Raw genomic sequence first — 19164 nt, forward strand, 5'->3', positions numbered from 1 at the left:
TCCGGGGCTCGGCCGCGTCGACCACCGACCCCTTGGCCGGTCGCTGGTACACCGGAGGCCCGGACGCAGCCAGCGCCCTCTTCACAGTGTTCTTCGAGCACCCCATCACCCGCGCGATCGCCTTGATCGGCATGCCCTCCGACCGGTGCAACCGGCGAACCTTCGCCCAGTCCTCCACGTTCAACACCCGCTTCCTCCTGTCCTCGTCGACGAGGACAGGATCTCGGCAGGGGTGAACCGCCCCGGCAAGTCCGGAGACTTTCTAGTTTGAGACTCCAGCGATCGCTGGGTCTGGTGGTGAGCGTAGTGCGCCTGCTCTGCCTCGGCGGGAGTGAGGTCGTCGCAGTACTCGTGGGGGCGGCGGTGGTTGTACCAGTCGACCCACTCGGCGGTGGCGAGCTCGAGGTCGTCGAGGCCCTTCCACGGGCGGTGCTTCTTGATCAGTTCGGTCTTGTAGAGCCTGATGATCGATTCGGCCAGGGCGTTGTCATACGACGATCCGACTGCCCCGGTTGAGGGCTTGATCCCAGCGGTGTCGAGCTTCTCGGAGTAGGCCACCGAGAGGTACTGGCTGCCGTGATCGTGATGAGCGATCAGCCCGGCCAGGTCCCGGCCATCGCGGCCGCGGACCCAGATCCCCTGCGCGACCGCGTCCACGACGAGTTGGCTGGCCATCGTGGTCGCTACCGACCAGCCGAGGATCCGTCGAGCGTAGGCATCGATGACGAACGCGGTGTAGCACCAGCCCGACCACGTCGAGCAGTAGGTGAAGTCCGCGACCCACAGACGGTCGGGTGCCAGGGGTGCGAAGTTGCGCTCGACCAGATCCAACGGCTTCGCCGTCCGCGGGTCGCTGATCGTGGTCTTCTTGACCTTCCCCCGGATCGCTCCGACCAGCCCAAGGTCGCCCATCAGCCGTTCCACGGTGCACCGCGCGATCGGCAGCGCGTCGGCCGGGCGTTCACGGTTCAGCGTCAGCCAGACCTTCCGGGCGCCGTAGACGCCGTAGTTCGACGCATGGACCGCCGCGATCTTGGGCTTGAGCTCTTCGTCACGCAGCTCGCGCGCGGTCGGTCTGCGTCCGCGGTGTTCGTAGTAGGTCGCAGGGGCGATCTTGACGCCGAGCTCGGTGAGCCCGGCGCAGATCGACTCGACACCCCAGCGCAGACCCTGCCCGTCGGCGTCCTCGTGGCGTTCACCGACGTGCTCGTCGATGTAGCGCACGATCAGCGCAGTGGCCGGTCGAGTTCGGCGATGCTCCTATGTCAAGGCCGGCGTCTCAGGCAGCCTGCTGGATGTGTGCGGAGGCTGGGATCTGGTCGGCGCGCAGAGCGGAGTAGATGGCGTCGGAGAGTCTTCGACGCAGCAGTCGCAGAGCGGCGACGCGGTCCTTGCCGCGGGCTTCGGCCTTGGCCAGGTAGGCCCGGCCGGGTCCGACGCCGCGCGCCTGGGTGAGGGCGATCATGTGCAGGGCGTAGTTCATCTGACGGTTGCCGCCGCGGTTGAGGCGGACTTTGCCGGCCGAGGCGCCGGACCACACCGGCACGGGCGCGGTGCCGGTGAACCGGGCGAAGGCGTCCTTGTCCCGGAACCGGTGGACACCGGCAGTCTCGCCGATGATGACCGCGGCAGAGAACACGCCGCAGCCGGGCAGCGACAGCAGCGTCGGTGCTTGGTCCGCCACCAGGATCTTGAGCTCCTTCTCGATGTCCTTGATCTCCTCGCTGAGGTCAGCGATCCGGACCAGGAGCTTGCGTGCCAGGCGGACGACGATGCCGTCCCGGGTGTCGAGGAAGGCCTCGACGCGGGCCCGGGTGTTGGCCTGACGCAGGCTGCGGGACGGCAGCGACAGATCGGGGTCCAGCTCGTGCAGCTGCCAACGCAGCTGGCAGCACGCGCGGGTGCGCTGCATGACCAGGTCACGGCGGTAGTCGGACAGCAGCTTGACCTGACGGGCGGGGCCGTCGAGCTCAGCGACCGGCAATCCTGGGTGACGCAACGCAGCCACAGCGACGGCCTCGGCGTCGATCGGGTCGGACTTGCCCGGTGTCCGCGCCCCGCGGCGCGCACCGGCCATCAGCCGGGTCGGAACCCGCACCACCCGCTGGCCGGCCCGCAGGAGGTCGCCCTCCAGTCTGCGGGTCAGGTGCCGGCAGTCTTCCAGGGCGAAGGTGACGTCCTCGAACTGTGCCGCCCAGGTCAGCAGCTGCAGGTGCCCGTCGGTGTTGGCGCGCAGCGTGCACCCGCCCAGGCGTCGGCCGACGTCGTCGACGGCGACGAAGGTGTGGGTGCGTTTGTGGGAGTCGGTGCCGATCATCACCATGGCGGTGGACCTCCTGGTCGATACTGGGATGGACGTCCTGGTCGCCGGGTGCGGCGGGCACGCCTCAATCCAGCCCGGAGCAGGCTCCTATCAAGCCACGTCACGCCCGACGGCCAGGGCGTCCGGCCGAGCCGCACATCGGACGAGCAGCCAACGACGGGTCTCCGCCGCAGCAGCGAAAAAAGGAGCGAACCCGACCGGACCCCATCAGCGTGCCATTGACACGAAGAAACTCGTGGCCGCCTTCAGGATCGCGTTGGCGCGCTTCAATTCGGCGTTCTCCCGCTTGAGCCGCTTCAGCTCCGCCGACTCCTCGGTCGTCATCCCGGGCCGCTGGCCGGCATCGACCTCGGCCTGGCGGTACCACTTCCGAACCGTTTCCGGTGTGCCGACACCGAGCAACTCGGCGACCCTACTCATCGCTGCCCACTCCGACTCGTGATCGGGCCGGATCTCGGTGACCATCCGGACCGCGCGATCCCGCAGCTCGGCCGGGTACCTCTTCGACGTACTTCCTGACATGACTCCATCCTTCCCAAGGAACGGAGTCTCCGGACTCGCCGGGGCGGTTCAGGGTCAGGTTTCACCTGCGGTCAGGGGGTCAGTTTTTACGTGCCGTCGACAAGCTGGCATTCCCTTGATGCCAGTGGCACTGCGGGCGCGTCCGCGATGGATCACGGGCGGCCGCCTACCGGAACTCAAAACTCATCGTGTCCTCCGCACGCCCCCTTTTGACTAGGCCAAAGACGTGACAAGGTGCACGCATGCCAGATCTCTTAGAAGACGCGTGCAGATTGCTCGGCGTGTCTGTCGTACGGCCCCTCATTGACGGGGGGCAGAAGCAAGTCCACGTTGTCGCCGATCCGTTCGGGCACTGGCATGTCCTCAAACTGATCGACCTCCGCGCGGCGGCCGACCCAGCCGCGCTGGAACGGGCGAGAAGGGAGGTTGCGCTCCTCGGCAACTTGGACCACCCGAACGTCGTGAAGGTGTCCTCAGCCTTTGTGGAGATCGGGACCCCGGTGACGGCGGTGTGCTGGTTGGAGGAGTTCCTGAATGGTCAGGATCTACGCTATGCGGGCTCGCGCTGGGGCGCCGAGGAACTGCTGGCGTTAGGTAAAGACGTCTCTGCGGGGCTGGGAGAACTTCACCGCAACCGTGTGATCCACCGCGACCTGAGTCCGGGCAACATACAACTCCTCAGCGATAATCGGTTTGTCGTCATGGATCCTGGCTTTGCGAAGCACACGCTGAGAAGCGGTCTTACAGTAGGCGGGCAGCCAGGTACTCCAGGATTCATGACACCCGAACACCTCCAGAGCTACTCAGGAGCCCCAACGGCAGCGTCGGACGTCTTTGGATGTGCCGCATTGGTGTACTACGCCGCCACTGGTTCCTCTCCGGTCCCGTACAAGGGCGATGACGTCGACTATATGCGTCGTTTGCGCGGAGCCACCCACATACCACTTAGCGCTGCACGACCGGACTTAGAGTCCGGTTTCGTTGCTGTTGTCGAGCGAGCCTTGCATCCGCAACCGGCCCGTCGATACAGAAACGGAGCAGCGCTCAGATCCGCATTGGAAGAGGCTGAGTTGCTTTGGTAACCTTTCTGCAGGACACTGCACGGAACAATCTGATCTCGTGGACGGCGGAGGCGGTCCGCCTAGGCTTTGCGCGAGGGGCGATGTTGTCGCCTTTCTCCTCGCCACGCGAAGGAAACGGGTTCAAGCGATCAGCAATAGATACGTCTGAGTCGATCCGGACTGCTGGCGGGGAGTTCTGGTTCGATCCGATGACACACGCCCTTAACATGCCTAGGGCGGGGGACTTTCGGTTTTATGACGGATGGCCTCTTTGGAGCGATACTCGTGGAGAATTAGTAACGGCTGAGCACCAGCGAGACCATATAAGGCGCGTCTACGATATCCAGGATGGCCTGGGCTCGCCGCGACTGGCACCGACAGTCTTGGTTTCATACCCGGATACGCCGCAGAGTCAGTTGGCGCTCATTCTCGCGGGCGAGGCGGTTACCGAGGATGGAGGCGCATGGGTTGCCATTGCGGGCGACCAGCAATTTTGGACGTCCGGAGCCGAGTTGGATGCGCATATTGGCGCTCTTGACCAATTGGAGCCCGGCGGCTGGCTTCTGACAGTCTCCCGCTCGGATAACGCAATGCCTCCCGGCGCCACGTCCGACGAGATTTACGGGCTTATGCGAAGCGTCTACGCTTTGAGTAGGGACAGGCCGGTGCGAGTTGCTTTCGGGGACTTGAGCGCCCTCCCAGCGATCGCGGCCGGTGCAGAAAGTCTCGGCACCGGTTGGGATATGAGGCAACGCATATGCGCCTATCAAGACTTTGAGGAGCGCCTAGGCGATGCGCCGGGAGGAGGCTGGTATCAGCGCCCCACCCTTGCGGGGCTTCTGGGAGGGCTTGCACAAGGCGAGTACCGGGTGCTCCAATCAGAGGATCCAGAGAGGGCCCGAGCTTTGACCCCAGGCACAATTGGGCCACGGCCGGGCCAGGCCTTTATGCACCACGCCTCAGTGCTTGCTGGCGTTATCTCGGAACTCGCGCCACTCCAAGACCGGGATCGCGTCGAGGCGCTCAGAGCGCGCTACGTCGCTGCGGGGGCGGAGTGGCCCGAAGTGCAGCGAATTACTCATACGCGCCTAGGCTACGCCAATTGGATACAACCGCTACTCGCCGGCGTGGACGCCTTCATGGCTGCCGAGGGCTGGGTCTGATCCGATAGCCGCAAACAGATGTTCGAAACCTCGTAGCCGCTGAGGGAACTTCTGCTTGCGGGGTTGGGGTTTCAGCAGCCAGCCACTGGGCAGGTAGAGTCCCGCTCCCTCATGCTCTAGTGCTTCTTGGGCGCGCAGAGTAGCGGTTTGTCCTAACTGCCCCATAACCACGATATAGTTATCTGCCCAGGTTCGATAGGAGCGACCCTGCCGGATGGCGCGTTGCCATCCAGTTACTTTGGCCTCGATCGCGTATAGTGTGCCGGTCGGACTGAATGCTGGGTGCCGCACGAGGGAGCCTCCGTCAGTAAATTGAATCGCGCCTGATCTCGTCAATCGAGACAAAACCGAGTCGATGTCCGCGGTTTGCCATGCGAGTCTATTCGCAACGGTCCTCACTGACAGGGGTCTGTGAGGCATCAACACTGACAGGACTGTGCAATCAATCTCTGATAAGACGGGGGGAACTCCTGATGCCATCCTTGAGGCCAACCATTGACCGCAGTTGACCGCTGCGACAAAGTCAGGCAAGCCGAGCGGGCTTGGCATCTCTGGGACGAGGAGGATGTGTTTCGCACCCGGGAGGGCGGTCGCGACCTTGCGCACGAATGGGTGAAGCGAGCGCTCGTCGATTGGTTCGAAGCGTCTACCGCCTAGGGACGTGCTCGGGCGGACTACTTGCAGTGTCATGCTGACGTGCACGCAAGTGCGATCAGTGACGGTGGTGTCGGCATGGGCAACGTGGACATTGCACCATTGTGCGCCAGGGGGTTTCCTGTTGGCGCAGGGCGGCTGGAGCTCCCACGTTCGTGCCGGAGACGTTGTCGGTTCGCTCAACCTCCCACAACTCCGCGCGGGTCTCTTAGGTGACGGCCACGACGACGGGGACTGCTGCACGCACAGGTGACATCTATTCTGTGGTGCCGAACCCGGTATCCGCTCATCGGCATGAGCGGTCTGTCACGACCCTGGGACGTCCTGACTGCCAAAGCACTGAGAGAGGACCTCCGAGTTTCGGGCCGGGGGAGCGCCGTGTTACCGGCTATTTGTCGATGGGGAGATCACGGGTCCGGCATGGGCCTCTCTGCGAGAGAACTCAGCCGAGCACGTCCGCGACGGTGACGGACGGCATACCGAACGCGTCACCGACCGCCGGGTAGGTGAGCTGCCCGGCGTGCGTGTTCAGACCGAGTGCCAGTGACGGGTTGTCCGTCAGCGCGGCGCGCCAGCCCTTCTCGGCGAGCTGCACGGCATACGGCAGGGTCGCGTTGGTCAGCGCCCACGTCGAGGTGTGGGGCACGGCGCCGGGCATGTTGGCGACGCAGTAGTAGAGCGAGTTGTGCACGGGGAAGGTCGGGTCGGCGTGCGTGGTGGGGCGGGAGCCCTCGAAGCAGCCACCCTGGTCGATCGCGACGTCGACGAGCACCGACCCCGGCTTCATCGTGGCCACCATGTCGTCGGTCACCAGCTTCGGTGCCTTCGCGCCGGGGATGAGCACCGTGCCGATGACCATGTCGGCCTCCGGCACCAGCTCGGTGATGGTGAGGTTGTTGGAGGCCAGCTGCTTGACCTGGTTGTCGAACCGCCAGAAGAGGGTGCGCAGCTTGTCCAGGTCGGTGTCCAGGATGGTGACGTCGGCACCCATGCCGAGCGCGATGTTGGCGGCGTTCTGCCCCGCGACCCCACCGCCGAGCACCAGCACCTTGGCGTTCGCGACGCCACCGATGCCGCCCATGAGCACGCCACGACCACCCTGCGCCTTCATCATCGTGTGCGCCCCCACCTGCGGAGCCAAGCACCCGGCGACCTCGGACATCGGATAGAGCAGCGGCAGCATCCCGCTCGGCAGCTGCACCGTCTCGTAGGCGATTGCCGTCGTGCGTGCCTCGATCAGCCGTCGCGTCAGCGGCTCGTCCGCCGCGAGGTGCAGGTAGGTGAAGAGGGTCAGGTCCTCCCGGAGATAGGCATACTCGCTCTCGATCGGCTCCTTGACCTTGAGCACCATCTCGCCGGCCGCCCAGGTGGCGTCCGGCCCGTCGACGATGGTCGCGCCCTGCGCGACATACTCCTCGTCGCTGATCGACGAGCCGATCCCCGCCCCCTGCTGCACGAAGACCTCGTGCCCCCGCCGCACCAGCTCGTGCACCCCGACAGGGGTGATGGCCACGCGGAACTCGTTGTTCTTGACCTCGGTCGGCACGGCGATCTTCATGGCCCCACTATGCCGTCCCTGCTCGACGCACAACACCCCTCCCTCAGGTCGCCGCGTCCCGCCACGGCACCTACTGTCGCCTCATGGACCTCTCCGGACGCACCCGATGACCGCCCTGCTCTGGCTGCGGCGCGACCTGCGCCGCGGCGACCACCCGGCCCTGCTGGCGGCGCGCGAGGCCTCCGAGGACGGCAGCGTCTGCGCGCTCTTCGTCCTCGACCCGCACCTGTGGGAGCGCGGCGGCCCGGTCCGCCGCGCCTGGCTCGCCGCGAGCCTGCACGCCGCGACGGAGGACTTCGACGGCCACCTGGTGATCCGGCACGGCGACCCGGAGAAGGTCGTGCCCGCCGTCGCCAAGGAGGTCGAGGCCACTTCGGTGCACGTGACCCGCGAGGTCACCCCCGCCGGTCGACGCCGGGACGAGCGGGTCGCGCAGGCGCTCAAGGACAAGGACATCGACTGGGTCGAGACCGGGACGCCGTATGCCGTGGGTCCCGGGCTGGTGCGCAACGGCTCGGGGGACCCCTACAAGGTGTTCACCCCGTTCCACCGGGCCTGGCACGACCACGGCTGGCCCGAGCCGGCGGCATACCCCCGGTCCCTGGACCTGGTCGAGGTCGACAGCCACCAGAAGGCCCTGGACATGCTCGACAAGGCGCTGCGCGAGGACGACCTGCCCACCCTCCCCGACGCGGGGGAGAAGGCGGCGCTGCAGCGGTGGCGCGACTTCCGCGACGAGGCGCTGGACGACTACGACGGCGACCGCGACAAGCCGGCGCTCGACGGCACCAGCCGGCTCTCGCCCTACCTCAAGATCGGCGCCATCCACCCCCGGACGATCCTCGCCGACCTCTCCTCCAAGCGGTCCCAGGGCGCGCAGACCTTCGAGCAGGAGATCGCCTGGCGCGAGTTCTACGCCGACGTGCTCTTCCAGGCGCCGAAGAGCGCGTGGGAGGACCTGCGCGACGCCCTCCCCGGCATGCGCTACGACGAGCCGACGGACGCGATCGAGGCGTGGAAGCAGGGCCGCACCGGATATCCCGTCGTCGACGCCGGCATGCGGCAGCTGCTCGAGGTCGGGTGGATGCACAACCGGGTGCGGATGATCACCGCCAGCTTCCTCACCAAGGACCTGCACGTGTGGTGGCCGGTCGGTGCCCGCTGGTTCCTCGACCGGCTGGTCGACGGCGACATCGCCTCCAACAACCACGGGTGGCAGTGGGTCGCCGGGACCGGCACCGACGCCTCGCCCTACTTCCGCGTCTTCAATCCGGTGACGCAGGGGGAGAAGTTCGACCCGACGGGCGACTACGTCCGCCGCTGGGTGCCCGAGCTGCGGCACCTGGAGGGCAAGGCCGCGCACCAGCCGTGGAACCAGGACGACGGCTACGACCACGACTACCCCAAGCCGATCGTCGACCACGCCGAGGAGCGCAAGGAGGCGCTGGCGCGGTATGACTCGGCCCGGGGCGGGTGAGGTCGGGCGCCTCGCCGGAATGCCGCAGGACCGGCACCACGAGCGAGTCCTCGCCGTGATGGTTGGGCCGCGGGGTCGAGGGGAGGGTCCCAGCCGCCATCGTTCGAGCCTCGTCGGCGCGGGTCGGGTATGCCTGGGTCGGGCGACATCGTTGCAGGTCAGCGGGTCTGTCGGTGGCAGGTGGTGGAGTGTGTCCATGGGCGGGACGAGTGGTGGCGAGCAGGCAGGGGCAGACCCGTGGGTGGCCGCTGCCAATGCCGCTGCCGGGCCGCGGCCGTGGGAGAGCAAGACGGCGGTGGCGCAGTTGCGCGCGGTCGCGGATGGTAGCGGGGATCCTGTGGCCGAGGCGGCGCCGGTCGTGGTGCCGTTCGACGGGGACGACGCGTGGGCCGGGTTCGATGAGACCGAGGCGATGGATGCCGCCGCGTACCGGGAGTTGATGGACGATGTCGCCGCTGCCCTGGACGGTAGTGGCCATGACCTTCCTGCGCAGGAGCTGCAGGAGGGGCTGACGGGAGCCAGGCGCGGGCTGGCGCGGTCGTCGTTGACTGCGGACGAGGCGGTCACCGTCCTGGATGAGGGACTGGTGGGCGCGGTCGAGGCGGTCGGGGAGTTGACAACGCAGCTGGGCGCAGTGAGCTTCATCCTCGCGCGGGAGGCGGCATCGCGAGGTCTGCACACGGCTTTGTCGCTGTCCTTGGTGGACTGGTTGCGGGTGCGGTGCCCATGGATGTCGGTCCAGGACGCCACCCAGATGACCGCCATTGTCACGGCCGCCGGTGACCCGGCGATGGCCGCGATCGGGGACGCGGTTGCGGCCGGCAGGGTTCCGATCCACCGCGCCGCGTTGGTGGCGCGGACGATGAGCCGGCTGCGGTCGTCGTTGGAGGTGGATCAGGTGGAGGACTACACCGGCATCGCCGTCCGGGCGGCGGCTCGCAAGGACCTGTCGGACCGGGATCTGTCGAGGGTATGCCGGCGGCTGATCGAGGACCTGCTGGAGGAGAAGACGCCGGGTGCGCGGGACAGGGCCGCGCACGAGTTGAGATCGGTGACGAGCCGGAAGGTCGGGCGAGGGCTGACGCGGTTCACGATCGATGCGCCGGCTGGCGAGGCAGCGACGATCTCCGGGGTCCTGACGTCGGCCTTGGCGGCGCCTGCGCCGGTGAAGGACGCGCACGGTCAGATCACCGAGCCCGACCTGCGCTCGCCCGGTCAGCGCCGCTTCGACGCGTTGACGACGGTGATCAACCGGGGCGTCTCGAACCCAGGGGCCGGGCCATCGCAAGCCCGGTCCACGGTGATGCTGCTGATCCCGTTCGATCCGACCACGGGCGGGCCCGGCGGCGGTCCCGCATTCACGACCAACGGTGACTTCGTCCCGCCACGTGCGGCGGCGCAGCACGCCTGCGCGGGAGATGTGACGCCGGTGTGGGTCTCTCCCCATGGGGTGCCGTTGATGCTGGGAAAGACCTCGAGGTTCGCGACACCAGCGCAATGGAAGGCGTTGGCCGTGCGTGATGGCGGTTGCACCTTCCCCGGATGCAGTGCGCCCCCGCAGTGGTGCGACTCCCATCACGTGGAGCACTGGGCCCGCGGTGGTGAGACGGACCTGACGAACCTGGCTCTGCTGTGCGGGCGACATCACACGCACGTCCACCAGCACGATCTGAGCGCCACGATCCGTGGCGGCACGGTGACCTGGCACCTGTGACAACCACGCTCCACAGCCGGCCCCGACGGGCCGGCCTGCAGGCGTGCCTCAGGCATGCTCACCAGCCAGGCTCACCGACGTCGGCCCGAGTCGACCGCCTCGGTGGATCGCCAGGTGAGCGAGCGGCGTCAGGCTGCGGGCAGGTCGACGACCCGCACCATCGACCCGGTGAGCGCGGCGAGCAACGTGCTGGCCGGCGGCTGCTCCAGGTCCTCGCCGGAGCTGCGCAGGTAGTCCACGAGGTAGTCGCGGACCGGCCCGGCGTCCACCGTGTCCGGCACCGGCCCGGGGGTGAGCAGGCCGAGCAGCATGCCGTCGACCCGCGGGTGACCCGGTGCCACGGGCGGCTGGAAGTAGGGCACCTGCAGGGCGCGGACCCCGTGGCGGCGGTAGAACTCGACGCGTCGCCACGGGTCGCCGAAGCCGCGCTCACCGTGCTCTCGCGGGTCCTCGATCTCGATGAGCAGCATCGGCTCGTGCGCCCGCACCTGCTGCATCAGCATCGACCCCACCCCGCGGGCGCGACGGGTGGGGTGCGTGGCGAGGTAGGACAGCAGGGCGACCGGGGCGTCGACCGCCGCCGAGTCCACCATCGACAGCCCGACCGGTGCCCCGGCGTCCAGGGCGAAGAGCACCCGGCTGGTCGGCCGCTCGCGGGCCGCGACGAAGTCCTGCTCACCGACCAGCTCGTCGGCGGGGAAGGAGGGCGCCAGGACCTGGTCGTAGCAGTCCCGCCAGACCTGCACCGGCTGCGAGCTGCCCTCGACCAGATCAACCACGGACGCTCCTGCGATACCCGACGATGCCCCATACCGCCAACCCGACGATGGCCAGAGCATAGGCGACCAGCTCGACCCCGACCACGACCGCGGGCGTGCCCTCGGCGAAGAGCGAGTCGTTGAGGAAGCCGAAGAGGTCGGCGAGGGAGAACAGCGCGAGGACGTAGAGGACCAGCCCGACGACGTTCTGGTAGGACGCGGTGCGTGCCTCCTCCACCGCCGCCGCGTCGTCGCCCAGCTGGGTGTAGAGCTCGTCCAGCTCGGCGATACTCGTGTCCAGCTCGGCCTCGAGCCGCGCCGCGCCGCTGGTGTGCAGCAGGTTGTCCAGGATGTGCCGGTGCCCCGGTGACCGGGCCAGCTCCTCGGAGTGCAGGAGCGCCCGCTGCTGCCGGATGAGCGCACCGTGGTCGGCCAGCCGCAGCCGCAGCAGCCGCACCTCGTCGGTCTTGAGCACCTCGCCGGAGAGCCGCCTCCGCAGCATCTTGGTGGCCCCCTCCACCGCCTCCTGCACGTGCCCGTTCCACTGTCGGATGAGCGCGCGGGAGGACACGACGAACTCGATGAGCTCCCCGGTCCCGAGCAGCGACCAGTCGGGGAGGCCGGGGGTGTAGAGGCAGGTGCTGCGCGCGGTCTGGACGGCCAACGACTGCAGCGGCGCGAGCCGGCCGAGGAAGTTGGGCACCTCGGCGTCCGGGCCGGGGTCGTCGTAGCGCAACCACTCCTCCAGGCCGGCGGCGGTGCGTTCGACCGGGATGAGCAGCAGCGGGCCGACCGCCTCGAGGATCTGGGTGCCGGTGGCGTCGACGTCGCTCTCGCCGTCCGCCGCGCGGACGAAGGCCTCGGGCATGGTGATGATCGCGTGGGTGTCGATCCCCGGGTCGACGTGGCAGCGGAGCCGGTCCACGCCCAGCGGCACGTCCCAGTCGGACACCATCGCCACCGCGGCCGCGGCCAGCTGCCCGACGGACTCGTAGGCGGTGTCGCACCCGTCGACGAGGACGTCCTCGGCCCCCATGAAGCCGGAGCCGCGGCGCAGCGCCTGGTTGAGGTCGTGGTAGCCCGGGGTGCGGGTGTCGTCCGGTGGTTGGACCGGCCCCCTGACCCGCACGTGGTGGTTGCCGAAGGAGGAGAAACGGATCTCGACCCGGTAGGGGCCCAGGCGCGGCAGCTCGGGGGAGCGGGGCGCGATCCACAGGTCGGGGAGGACGGCGGCCACGACACGGTATGCCGTGGGCTCCAGCCGCTCCTCGCTGAAGACCTCGTCGCGGCCGTGGCTCCAGATGTCGCTCAGCTCCAGGTCGTGGACCTGCACCGGCGCCAGGGGTCCGCTGCCGATCAGCCGCTGCCCGCGCTCCCGGACCGCCTGCACAAGCCTCTCGCTCTCCTGCGCCAGGTTGTCGGTGGTGCCGCGCGCGGTGAACGGCACGACATACGTCACCGTGAGGTCGGGGAAGGTCAGCCCGGGCAGCGGCGTCGCGCGCAGCCGCCGCGCGAGCGCGGTGAGCGCCATCACGTGGGCGCGCAGCTCGCTCTGGTAGACGTCCGCGGCGAGCCGCTCGTCCATCAGCGAGTGCTGCAGCGAGACGGCGCGCTCCTCCACCTCACGCACGTCGATCTCGCCCACGACGTGCTCCAGGATGGTCTGGGCGGACAGCCGCACCCCGTCGAAGTAGATCCGGTGCGCCTCCAGCACCTGCCGCAGCACCTCGGTCTGGGCGCCCCAGGCGCGGGCCTGCGAGTCCAGCGCCGCCAGCACGTCGACCGAGCCGTCCGCGACCTGCGCGGCCGCGGCGATCGTCTCGACCGCGCACGAGCAGTTGAGGCCGTTCTCCATCTGGAAGGCGGCGTCCAGGTCGCCCAGGTGCTGGACGAGCAGGTCGACGTGAGCCCGCTCCTCGGGGTCGCCCACGTCGTGCCGCGCCGACGCCCAGGTCCGCTGCACGGCCCGGATGAGCACGAGCATGTTGTCGGTGTCGGCGCTCAGCTCCCACCCGTGCTGCACCTCGGCGTAGAGCGAGAAGGCCAGCAGGAAGGTGGCGCCGGGCTGGCCCGAGGCCTGCTCCCACAGCGACCGCACCGCCGCGGTCACGGCCTCCAGGTCGCGCTCGGGGCCGCCGACGAGACCCTCGACGGCACGCGTGAAGTCGGCGAGGTCGACGGTGGAGGCATGGATCGCCCGGCGGGTGGCGATGACGTCCCGGTCGCGGTGGAACTCGCTGGCCACCCGTGACCAGTCAACGCTCACGGCTGCGTCCACGACGGGCAGCCTAGCGGCAACGCGTGGAGCGGCCGGCGCCCGTCAGCCGTCGAGGAGGGCCAGCTCCTCCTCGCTCAGCCGCAGCTCGGCGGCGGCCGCGGAGTCGGTGACCGACTGGGGCCGCTTGGCCCCGGGGATGGGGATGACGACCGGCGACTGCGCCAGCTCCCACGCCAGGGCCACCTGCTGCGGGCTGACCCCCCGCTGCTGGGCGATCTCGGCGAAGGCCGGGTGGTTCTCCGCGAGCTGCTTGGCGTCGTTCAGGCCGCCGAGGGGGGACCAGGGCAGGAAGGCCAGACCCAGCTCGGTGCAGACCTCGATCTCGGCCTGGCTGCTGCGGAACTTCGGGCTGAACTGGTTCTGCACGCTCACGAGCGAGTCCCCGAGGACGGCGTGCGCGGCCCTGATCTGGGCCGGGTCGGCGTTGGACAGGCCGATCATCGCCACCTTGCCGGAGTCGGCGATCTCCTTGAGCGTGGCGAAGACCTGCTCGTCCGGGGTCTCCGGGTCGGGCCGGTGGTGCTGCCACAGGGCGATCTGCTCGACGCCGAGCCGGTCGAGGCTGGCGTCCACCGTGGACAGGAGGTAGTCGTGGCTGCTGTCGGTGTCCCACGCGCCGCCGTCTGTGCGCACGTGCCCGCCCTTGGTGGCGAGCAGGACCTGGTCGCGGGCGCCGAGCTCGTCCAGCAACGAGGCGATGAGGCGCTCGTTCTCCCCCTGGGCGCCGGCACCCTTGTCGCCCGGGCCGTAGGCGTCCGCGGTGTCGAAGAGCGTCACCCCCGCGTCCAGGGCGGCGCGCACGGTGTCGAGGAGCTGCTCGCGGGGCTGCTCCCCGCTCTGGTCGAAGGTCATCAGGCCCAGGCCGATCGCACCGACCTGGTGCTCGCCGACGGTGGGGTTGCCGAGAGTGCGTGTCTGCATCCCTCGAGCGTATGCCGGTGACCGGGCGACCGCTCAGTCAGCCACCCAGGCCTTTGCTGCGACGCTGACCAGGTGCGTCTCGTGACGGCGTCGCTCAGTCCGCGAAGGCCTTGGCCAGGGCGATCATCCGCGCCCGGAAGTCGTCGGAGGCGGGTGCATGGGGCGCTGCCCACACGGAGTTGAGCACCAGCCGGACGAAGGTCCAGGCCCGCACCCGGTCCTCGTCCAGCCCGGCGGCGTCGGCGACGACGTCGGCCCGCAGCCGGGCGTGGGTGCGCAGGTTGCTCGCCCGCGCTGCCTCCTCGGCGCGGTTCCAGACCACGGGGGCGACGGCATACGCCCACTCCGCCGCGAGCGGCTTGGGGTCGATCGCGAGCCAGTCGCCGCGGTCCGTCGTGCCGGGGAGCGGGGCGAGCACGTTGAGGTCGTGCAGGTCCTCGTGGACCAGGCGGGGGTCGGGCGCGTCCCCGAGCAGCCCGGCCAGCGTGGAGGTCGCCTGCTCGGTCAGGCGGCGGGGCACGAGGGTCGAGCCCTCGGCGAGCTGGCCGGCCCACCGCTGCGCGCGGTCCTCGACCGTGTCGAGCTGGGGTGTCGCCGGCCGGTCGAGCTCGGTCATCAGCCGCCCGATCACCTCGCAGGCCTCGAGCAGCGGCTGGTCGCGCAGGCAGCGGTCGGCGTCGAGGCGCTCCAGCAGCAGCGCCGAGGAGGTCGGCTCGGCGGCCAGCAGTCGCACGGCGCCCTGGCCGTCCCACGCCCGGAGGGCGAGGTGCTCGTGCCGCGCCTCCGTGTGCGGCCAGGTGACCTTGAGGGCCGCGGGCTCGCCGGTGTGCCGGCGCACCGGCACCACCAGGGCGCACTCCCCGTGCCGGCTGGGGCCGTCGACCGTGAGCCGCCACCCGCCCAGCAGGTCGTCCACCAAGCCCGGTAGGCGGCGCAGCCAGGTCGCCCCGTCCACCGGAGTGGGCCTCCCGGCGGCCCGGGGCAGCGCGCCGAGGACCGCGTCGGCCGGGCGGTCCAGCAGCAGCTCGGTGAAGGTGCCGGGGACGAGGTCGGTCATCGGTGAGGGGCGGTCAGTCGTCGAGCGCGGAGTCCTTGCGGGAGACCAGCTCCCGGCGCTCCTGCGGGCTGAGCGCGGCCAGCTGGTCCACGACCGCGGCCGGGTGCCCCGCGACCTCGGGCTCCTGCGCCACGGGGACGATCGAGTGGACGACGCGGTCGGCATACACGTGCACCACGTTGACCGACTGGTGCGCGTCGACCGCAGAGGTGAAGCGGCCCAGCGGCGCCGGGTCCTCCAGGTAGCAGGTGGCTGCGGCGACCGACACCGGGATCCCTGCGAAGGTCGAGTGCGACGAGAAGTGGAAGTGCCCACCCAGGATGCTGACGACGTCGGACCCCTCGAGCACGCCGGCCAGCCCGTCCTGGTCCAGGAGCTCGATGATGGCCGCCGCGGGCACCATGGGCACCGGGATCGGCGGGTGGTGCAGGGCGAGGACCGTGCCGTGCTCGGCCGGCGTCGCGAGGACGTCCGCGAGCCACTCCAACTGCTCCTCGCGCAGCTCACCGTGGTGGTAGCCCGGCACCGTCGTGTCGAGGGACACGACCCGGAGGCCGCGCACGTCGTGGACCCGGTCCTGCGGCTGCTCCTGCGTCACCTGCTCGCCGAACAGCCCCGCGGCGTAGGCCGGCCGCTCGTCGTGGTTGCCCATCACCCAGACGACCTGGGCGCCGAGGTCGACGGCGAGCGGGTCGACGAGCTCGCGCAGCTGCTGGTATGCCCCTGGCTCGCCCAGGTCGGCGAGGTCGCCGGTGACCACGATCGCGTCCGGCGCCGGGTCCAGCCGGGTGAGCCGCTCCAGCGCCGCGCGGAGCCGGGCGGTCGTGTCGATCGCGCCGAACTGCAGCGCCCCGTCGGCCAGCAGGTGGGTGTCGCTGACGTGGGCGAGCGTGCGCAGCGGGGGCGGATGCTGGCCGAACTGGGGTGTGCTCACGGCCCTCAATCTAGGCCGACCGAGCGGGGGCCCGCCCACCGGTAGCACATGGTCGTCTCGGCACCGGTGAAGCCGAGGCGGGTGTAGAGCTCTCCCGCGCGCTCGGTCTCCCAGCTGATCTTGAGCTCCCGCGACCCGCAGGCAGCGAGCCGGTCCAGACCCTCGGCGATCATCGCGTAGGCCACACCCCGCCCGGAGTGATCGTCCTCGACGCGCACCGGCTCGACCAGACCCACGAGGGTGTGCGGGTCGTGCCAGAGCACGGCATACCCGGCGATCGTCCCGTCCGGGGACAGGACGGCGAGGTCCAGCCGCGGGTCGTAGGTGTCGACCTGTGCCAGCCGGTGCTCCACGTCCGTCCCGTTGCGCTGCTCCAGTGGGTGCGGCCCGTCGGGGCGGGCCAGGCGGTCGGTGAGGGCAAATCCCTCGGGCAGGGTCGGGACACGGGGGCGGTCCTGCGCGCGCAGCCACCCGGTCGTGTCCGAGTCACCGGCGACGAAGCCACGCCCGACCAACCAGTCGACGACCTCCAGGTCACCGGGTGGGACCCACGCCTCCACCGCGGCGACGTCGTGGTCGAGCGCACGCTGCACCGCCTCCTCGGCGAGCTCTCGCCAGCCCGTCCCGGCTCCTGCGGTGCGGATGACGTCCAGCGCCCAGTGCGACCTCCACGCGGTCAGCCGCGCCGTCGCCACCGGCCCGTGGGCATCCGTCAGGAAGGCCTGCTCGAGGTGGTCCGTCGCTCGCGGCGCCCGCCACCACCACTGCAGGTCGGCCGCCTCCCAGACGCCGGCGCGTGGATCCTCCCGCCGGACCCGACGCAGCAGGTCGCAGCTGAGCTCGAGGGCGGTCAGGCCGGTCGCGGTGTGCACGCCCCGACTCTAGGCGCGTATCGTCGGTCAGAGGGTGGCGAGGACCGCGACGAGGCAGGCCAGCCGGGTGACCTCGGCGGCGGCGCCGAGGACGTCGCCGGTGACGCCACCCAGGGTCCGGCGCGACCACCACCCCACGGACAGGACGGCCAGGGCACCGGCGGCGACCAGCGCGATCCCCGTGCCGGGTCCGAGCAGCAGTGCGGCCACCAGCGCCGCCACCGCGCCGGAGGCCACCGCGGCGACTACGCGCCGACCGGTCAACCCGGCGACGAACGCGCCGGCGGTGCCGGCGGCGCGGGCATACGGCAGCGCGTGGGCGAGCACCGGCACGACGGTCCGCGACACCGCGCCCGCGGCGGCGGTCAGCACGACCAGCTGCCAGCCGTCGAGCACGGCGAGGAGCCCACCCAGGGCTGCGACGTGCAGCAGCAGGGCGAGCACCACCGCGGTCGCGCCGTAGACGCCGGTCGCGTGGTCCTTCATGATTGCCAGCCGGCTCTCCCGGTCGCGCCCGCCGCACCCGTCGGCGCAGTCGGCCAGACCGTCCAGGTGCAGCGCACCGGTGAGGAGCACCTCGACGAGCACCGCGAGCGTCGCGGCGACCAGGGGCGGGAGCAGGAAGACGCCGGCCCACGCGGTGAGCCCGGTCGCCGCACCCACCACGGCGCCGACGACCGGCAGCGCCCAGGCGGCGCGGGCCAGGTCGAAGCCCTCCCGCGCGGGCAGCGGCAGCCTGGTGAGGAAGGTCGTGGCGTCGCGGAGCCCGGCGAGCATGGCCCGGCTCAGACGCCGTCCGCCACGCCCAGGTCCGCCAGCTCGCCCATCTCCCGGAGCAGGGCGAGGCTGGAGCGGACGACCGGGATGGCCAGGGCGGCGCCGCTGCCCTCGCCGAGGTGCATCTCGAGGTCCAGCAGCGGCGTCAGGCCCAGCTCGTCCAGCTGCATGCTGTGGCCCGGCTCGGTGGAGCGGTGCGAGACGATCATGGCGTCCGCGACCCGCGGCTCGAGCCGCCAGGCCATGAGTGCCCCGGCGGTGCTGATGAAGCCGTCCAGCAGGGCCGGCACCCGGTGCGCGGCGCAGGCCAGCGCCACCCCGGTGAGCGCCGCGATCTCCAGCCCGCCCATCGCGGCCAGCACCTCCCACGGGTCCTCGACGTCGGCGTGGCGGGCCAGGACCGCGTCCACCATCTCGACCTTGTGCGCGAGGGCCTCCCCGGCCACGCCGGTGCCGGCCCCGACCACGCGGGCCGGGTCGCGGTCGAGGATCGCGGAGGTGAGCACGCTGGCCGTCGTCGTGCTGCCGATCCCCATCTCGCCGAGCGCGATGAGGTCGACCCCATCTCGTATGAGGTCCTCCGCGAGGCCGATCCCGGCGGCGACGGCAGCCTCCGCCTCGGCCACGCTCATCGCCGGGCCCTCGGCGCTGTTGTCCGTCCCGGCCCGGATGCGCCGGTCCAGGACCGGGGTCTGCCCGCCGTCGATCGTGGGTGGGTCGACCACGCCGAGGTCCGCGACGACCAGCCGCGCCTGAGCCTGCCGCGCGAGCACGGACACCGCCGCCCGGCCGCCGGCGAAGGCGGTCAGCATCTGCCCGGTGACCTCCTGCGGATAGGCGCTCACCCCGGACCGGGCGATCCCGTGGTCGGCCGCGCAGACCAGGACCGTCGGCGCCTCCATGCGTGGCTCGGCGGTGCCCTGGATGCCGGCGACCCGCGCGGCCAGCCCCTCGAGGCGGCCCAGGCTGTGCAACGGCTTCACCTTGCCGTCGAAGCGATGGGCCACGGCGGCCGAGCTCTCGTGGTCCAGGCCCTGGACGGCGGCGAGGGTTCGGTCCACGACCGCCCGCGCGCTGTTGTCCTCCGGCATGTGT

At 70.2% G+C, this 19164-nt stretch carries 14 protein-coding genes and 2 pseudogenes; 3 read left to right on the forward strand and 13 right to left on the reverse strand.

The annotated features are described in order from the left end of the window. The 4 genes and pseudogenes from FXF60_RS14230 to FXF60_RS14245 form a co-directional block, all read right to left on the reverse strand. Positions 1-187 (reverse strand): helix-turn-helix domain-containing protein (locus FXF60_RS14230; protein WP_151526639.1); only part of this gene is annotated, 187 nt, incomplete at its 3' end. A 104-nt stretch (positions 188-291) separates the two neighbouring features. Then, positions 292-1251, reverse strand: a pseudogene (locus FXF60_RS14235) (IS3 family transposase); the annotation flags it as partial. 28 nt (positions 1252-1279) lie between these two features. Then, positions 1280-2323: an IS110 family RNA-guided transposase gene (locus tag FXF60_RS14240; protein WP_151526641.1), complete on the reverse strand. Its 1044-nt coding sequence runs from the start codon at positions 2321-2323 to the stop codon at positions 1280-1282. A gap of 210 nt (positions 2324-2533) precedes the next feature. Further along, positions 2534-2845, reverse strand: a pseudogene (locus FXF60_RS14245) (transposase); the annotation flags it as partial. 242 nt (positions 2846-3087) lie between these two features. On the opposite strand from FXF60_RS14245, the gene FXF60_RS14250 reads away from it, so the two are divergent. After that, on the forward strand, positions 3088-3927 hold the full coding sequence (locus FXF60_RS14250) for a serine/threonine-protein kinase (RefSeq protein ID WP_151526642.1): 840 nt from the start codon (positions 3088-3090) through the stop codon (positions 3925-3927). Positions 3928-6165: 2238 nt separating this feature from the next. On the opposite strand, the gene ald is transcribed toward FXF60_RS14250, so the two are convergent. After that, the gene (gene ald / locus FXF60_RS14255; RefSeq protein ID WP_151526643.1) at positions 6166-7281 is read right to left on the reverse strand and encodes an alanine dehydrogenase; all 1116 of its coding nucleotides are present in this window, start codon (positions 7279-7281) and stop codon (positions 6166-6168) included. Positions 7282-7387: 106 nt separating this feature from the next. Here ald and FXF60_RS14260 point away from each other — a divergent pair, with 106 nt between their 5' ends. Both FXF60_RS14260 and FXF60_RS14265 read left to right on the forward strand, forming a co-directional pair. Further along, a complete protein-coding gene (locus tag FXF60_RS14260) occupies positions 7388-8758 on the forward strand; it encodes a cryptochrome/photolyase family protein (protein WP_151526644.1) in 1371 nt (456 codons plus the stop codon). 241 nt (positions 8759-8999) lie between these two features. After that, positions 9000-10472, forward strand: a complete 1473-nt coding sequence (locus FXF60_RS14265; RefSeq protein ID WP_192796758.1) for an HNH endonuclease signature motif containing protein — start codon at positions 9000-9002, stop codon at positions 10470-10472. A 128-nt stretch (positions 10473-10600) separates the two neighbouring features. On the opposite strand, the gene FXF60_RS14270 is transcribed toward FXF60_RS14265, so the two are convergent. From FXF60_RS14270 to cobT, 8 genes are all read right to left on the reverse strand, one after another. Continuing rightward, positions 10601-11251 (reverse strand): GNAT family N-acetyltransferase, encoded by a 651-nt coding sequence (locus FXF60_RS14270; RefSeq protein ID WP_192796759.1) that lies wholly within the window; start codon positions 11249-11251, stop codon positions 10601-10603. Beyond that, entirely contained in the window at positions 11244-13508 is a 2265-nt protein-coding gene (locus FXF60_RS14275; protein WP_151526647.1) for a hypothetical protein, read from the reverse strand. Before FXF60_RS14275 ends, FXF60_RS14270 begins: the two co-directional genes overlap by 8 nt. A gap of 42 nt (positions 13509-13550) precedes the next feature. Continuing rightward, the gene (locus FXF60_RS14280) at positions 13551-14429 is read right to left on the reverse strand and encodes an aldo/keto reductase (RefSeq protein WP_151526648.1); all 879 of its coding nucleotides are present in this window, start codon (positions 14427-14429) and stop codon (positions 13551-13553) included. Between the two features lie 94 nt (positions 14430-14523). Beyond that, positions 14524-15486 carry an aminoglycoside phosphotransferase family protein gene (locus tag FXF60_RS14285; RefSeq protein WP_151526649.1) on the reverse strand — a complete coding sequence of 321 codons (963 nt, stop codon included), beginning with the start codon at positions 15484-15486 and terminating at the stop codon, positions 14524-14526. 13 nt (positions 15487-15499) lie between these two features. Then, positions 15500-16420, reverse strand: a complete 921-nt coding sequence (locus FXF60_RS14290; RefSeq protein ID WP_151526650.1) for a phosphodiesterase — start codon at positions 16418-16420, stop codon at positions 15500-15502. 5 nt (positions 16421-16425) lie between these two features. Continuing rightward, the gene (locus FXF60_RS14295) at positions 16426-17292 is read right to left on the reverse strand and encodes a GNAT family N-acetyltransferase (protein ID WP_151526651.1); all 867 of its coding nucleotides are present in this window, start codon (positions 17290-17292) and stop codon (positions 16426-16428) included. A 27-nt stretch (positions 17293-17319) separates the two neighbouring features. Next, a complete protein-coding gene (cobS, locus tag FXF60_RS14300; protein WP_151526652.1) occupies positions 17320-18069 on the reverse strand; it encodes an adenosylcobinamide-GDP ribazoletransferase in 750 nt (249 codons plus the stop codon). Between the two features lie 8 nt (positions 18070-18077). Next, complete coding sequence (cobT, locus tag FXF60_RS14305; protein ID WP_151526653.1) at positions 18078-19160, reverse strand: nicotinate-nucleotide--dimethylbenzimidazole phosphoribosyltransferase; 1083 nt, start codon at positions 19158-19160, stop codon at positions 18078-18080. Between the last annotated feature and the right edge of the window lie 4 nt (positions 19161-19164).

It is taken from the genome of Serinicoccus kebangsaanensis (assembly GCF_008919445.1).
GTDB classification, from domain to species: Bacteria; Actinomycetota; Actinomycetes; order Actinomycetales; family Dermatophilaceae; genus Ornithinicoccus; species Ornithinicoccus kebangsaanensis.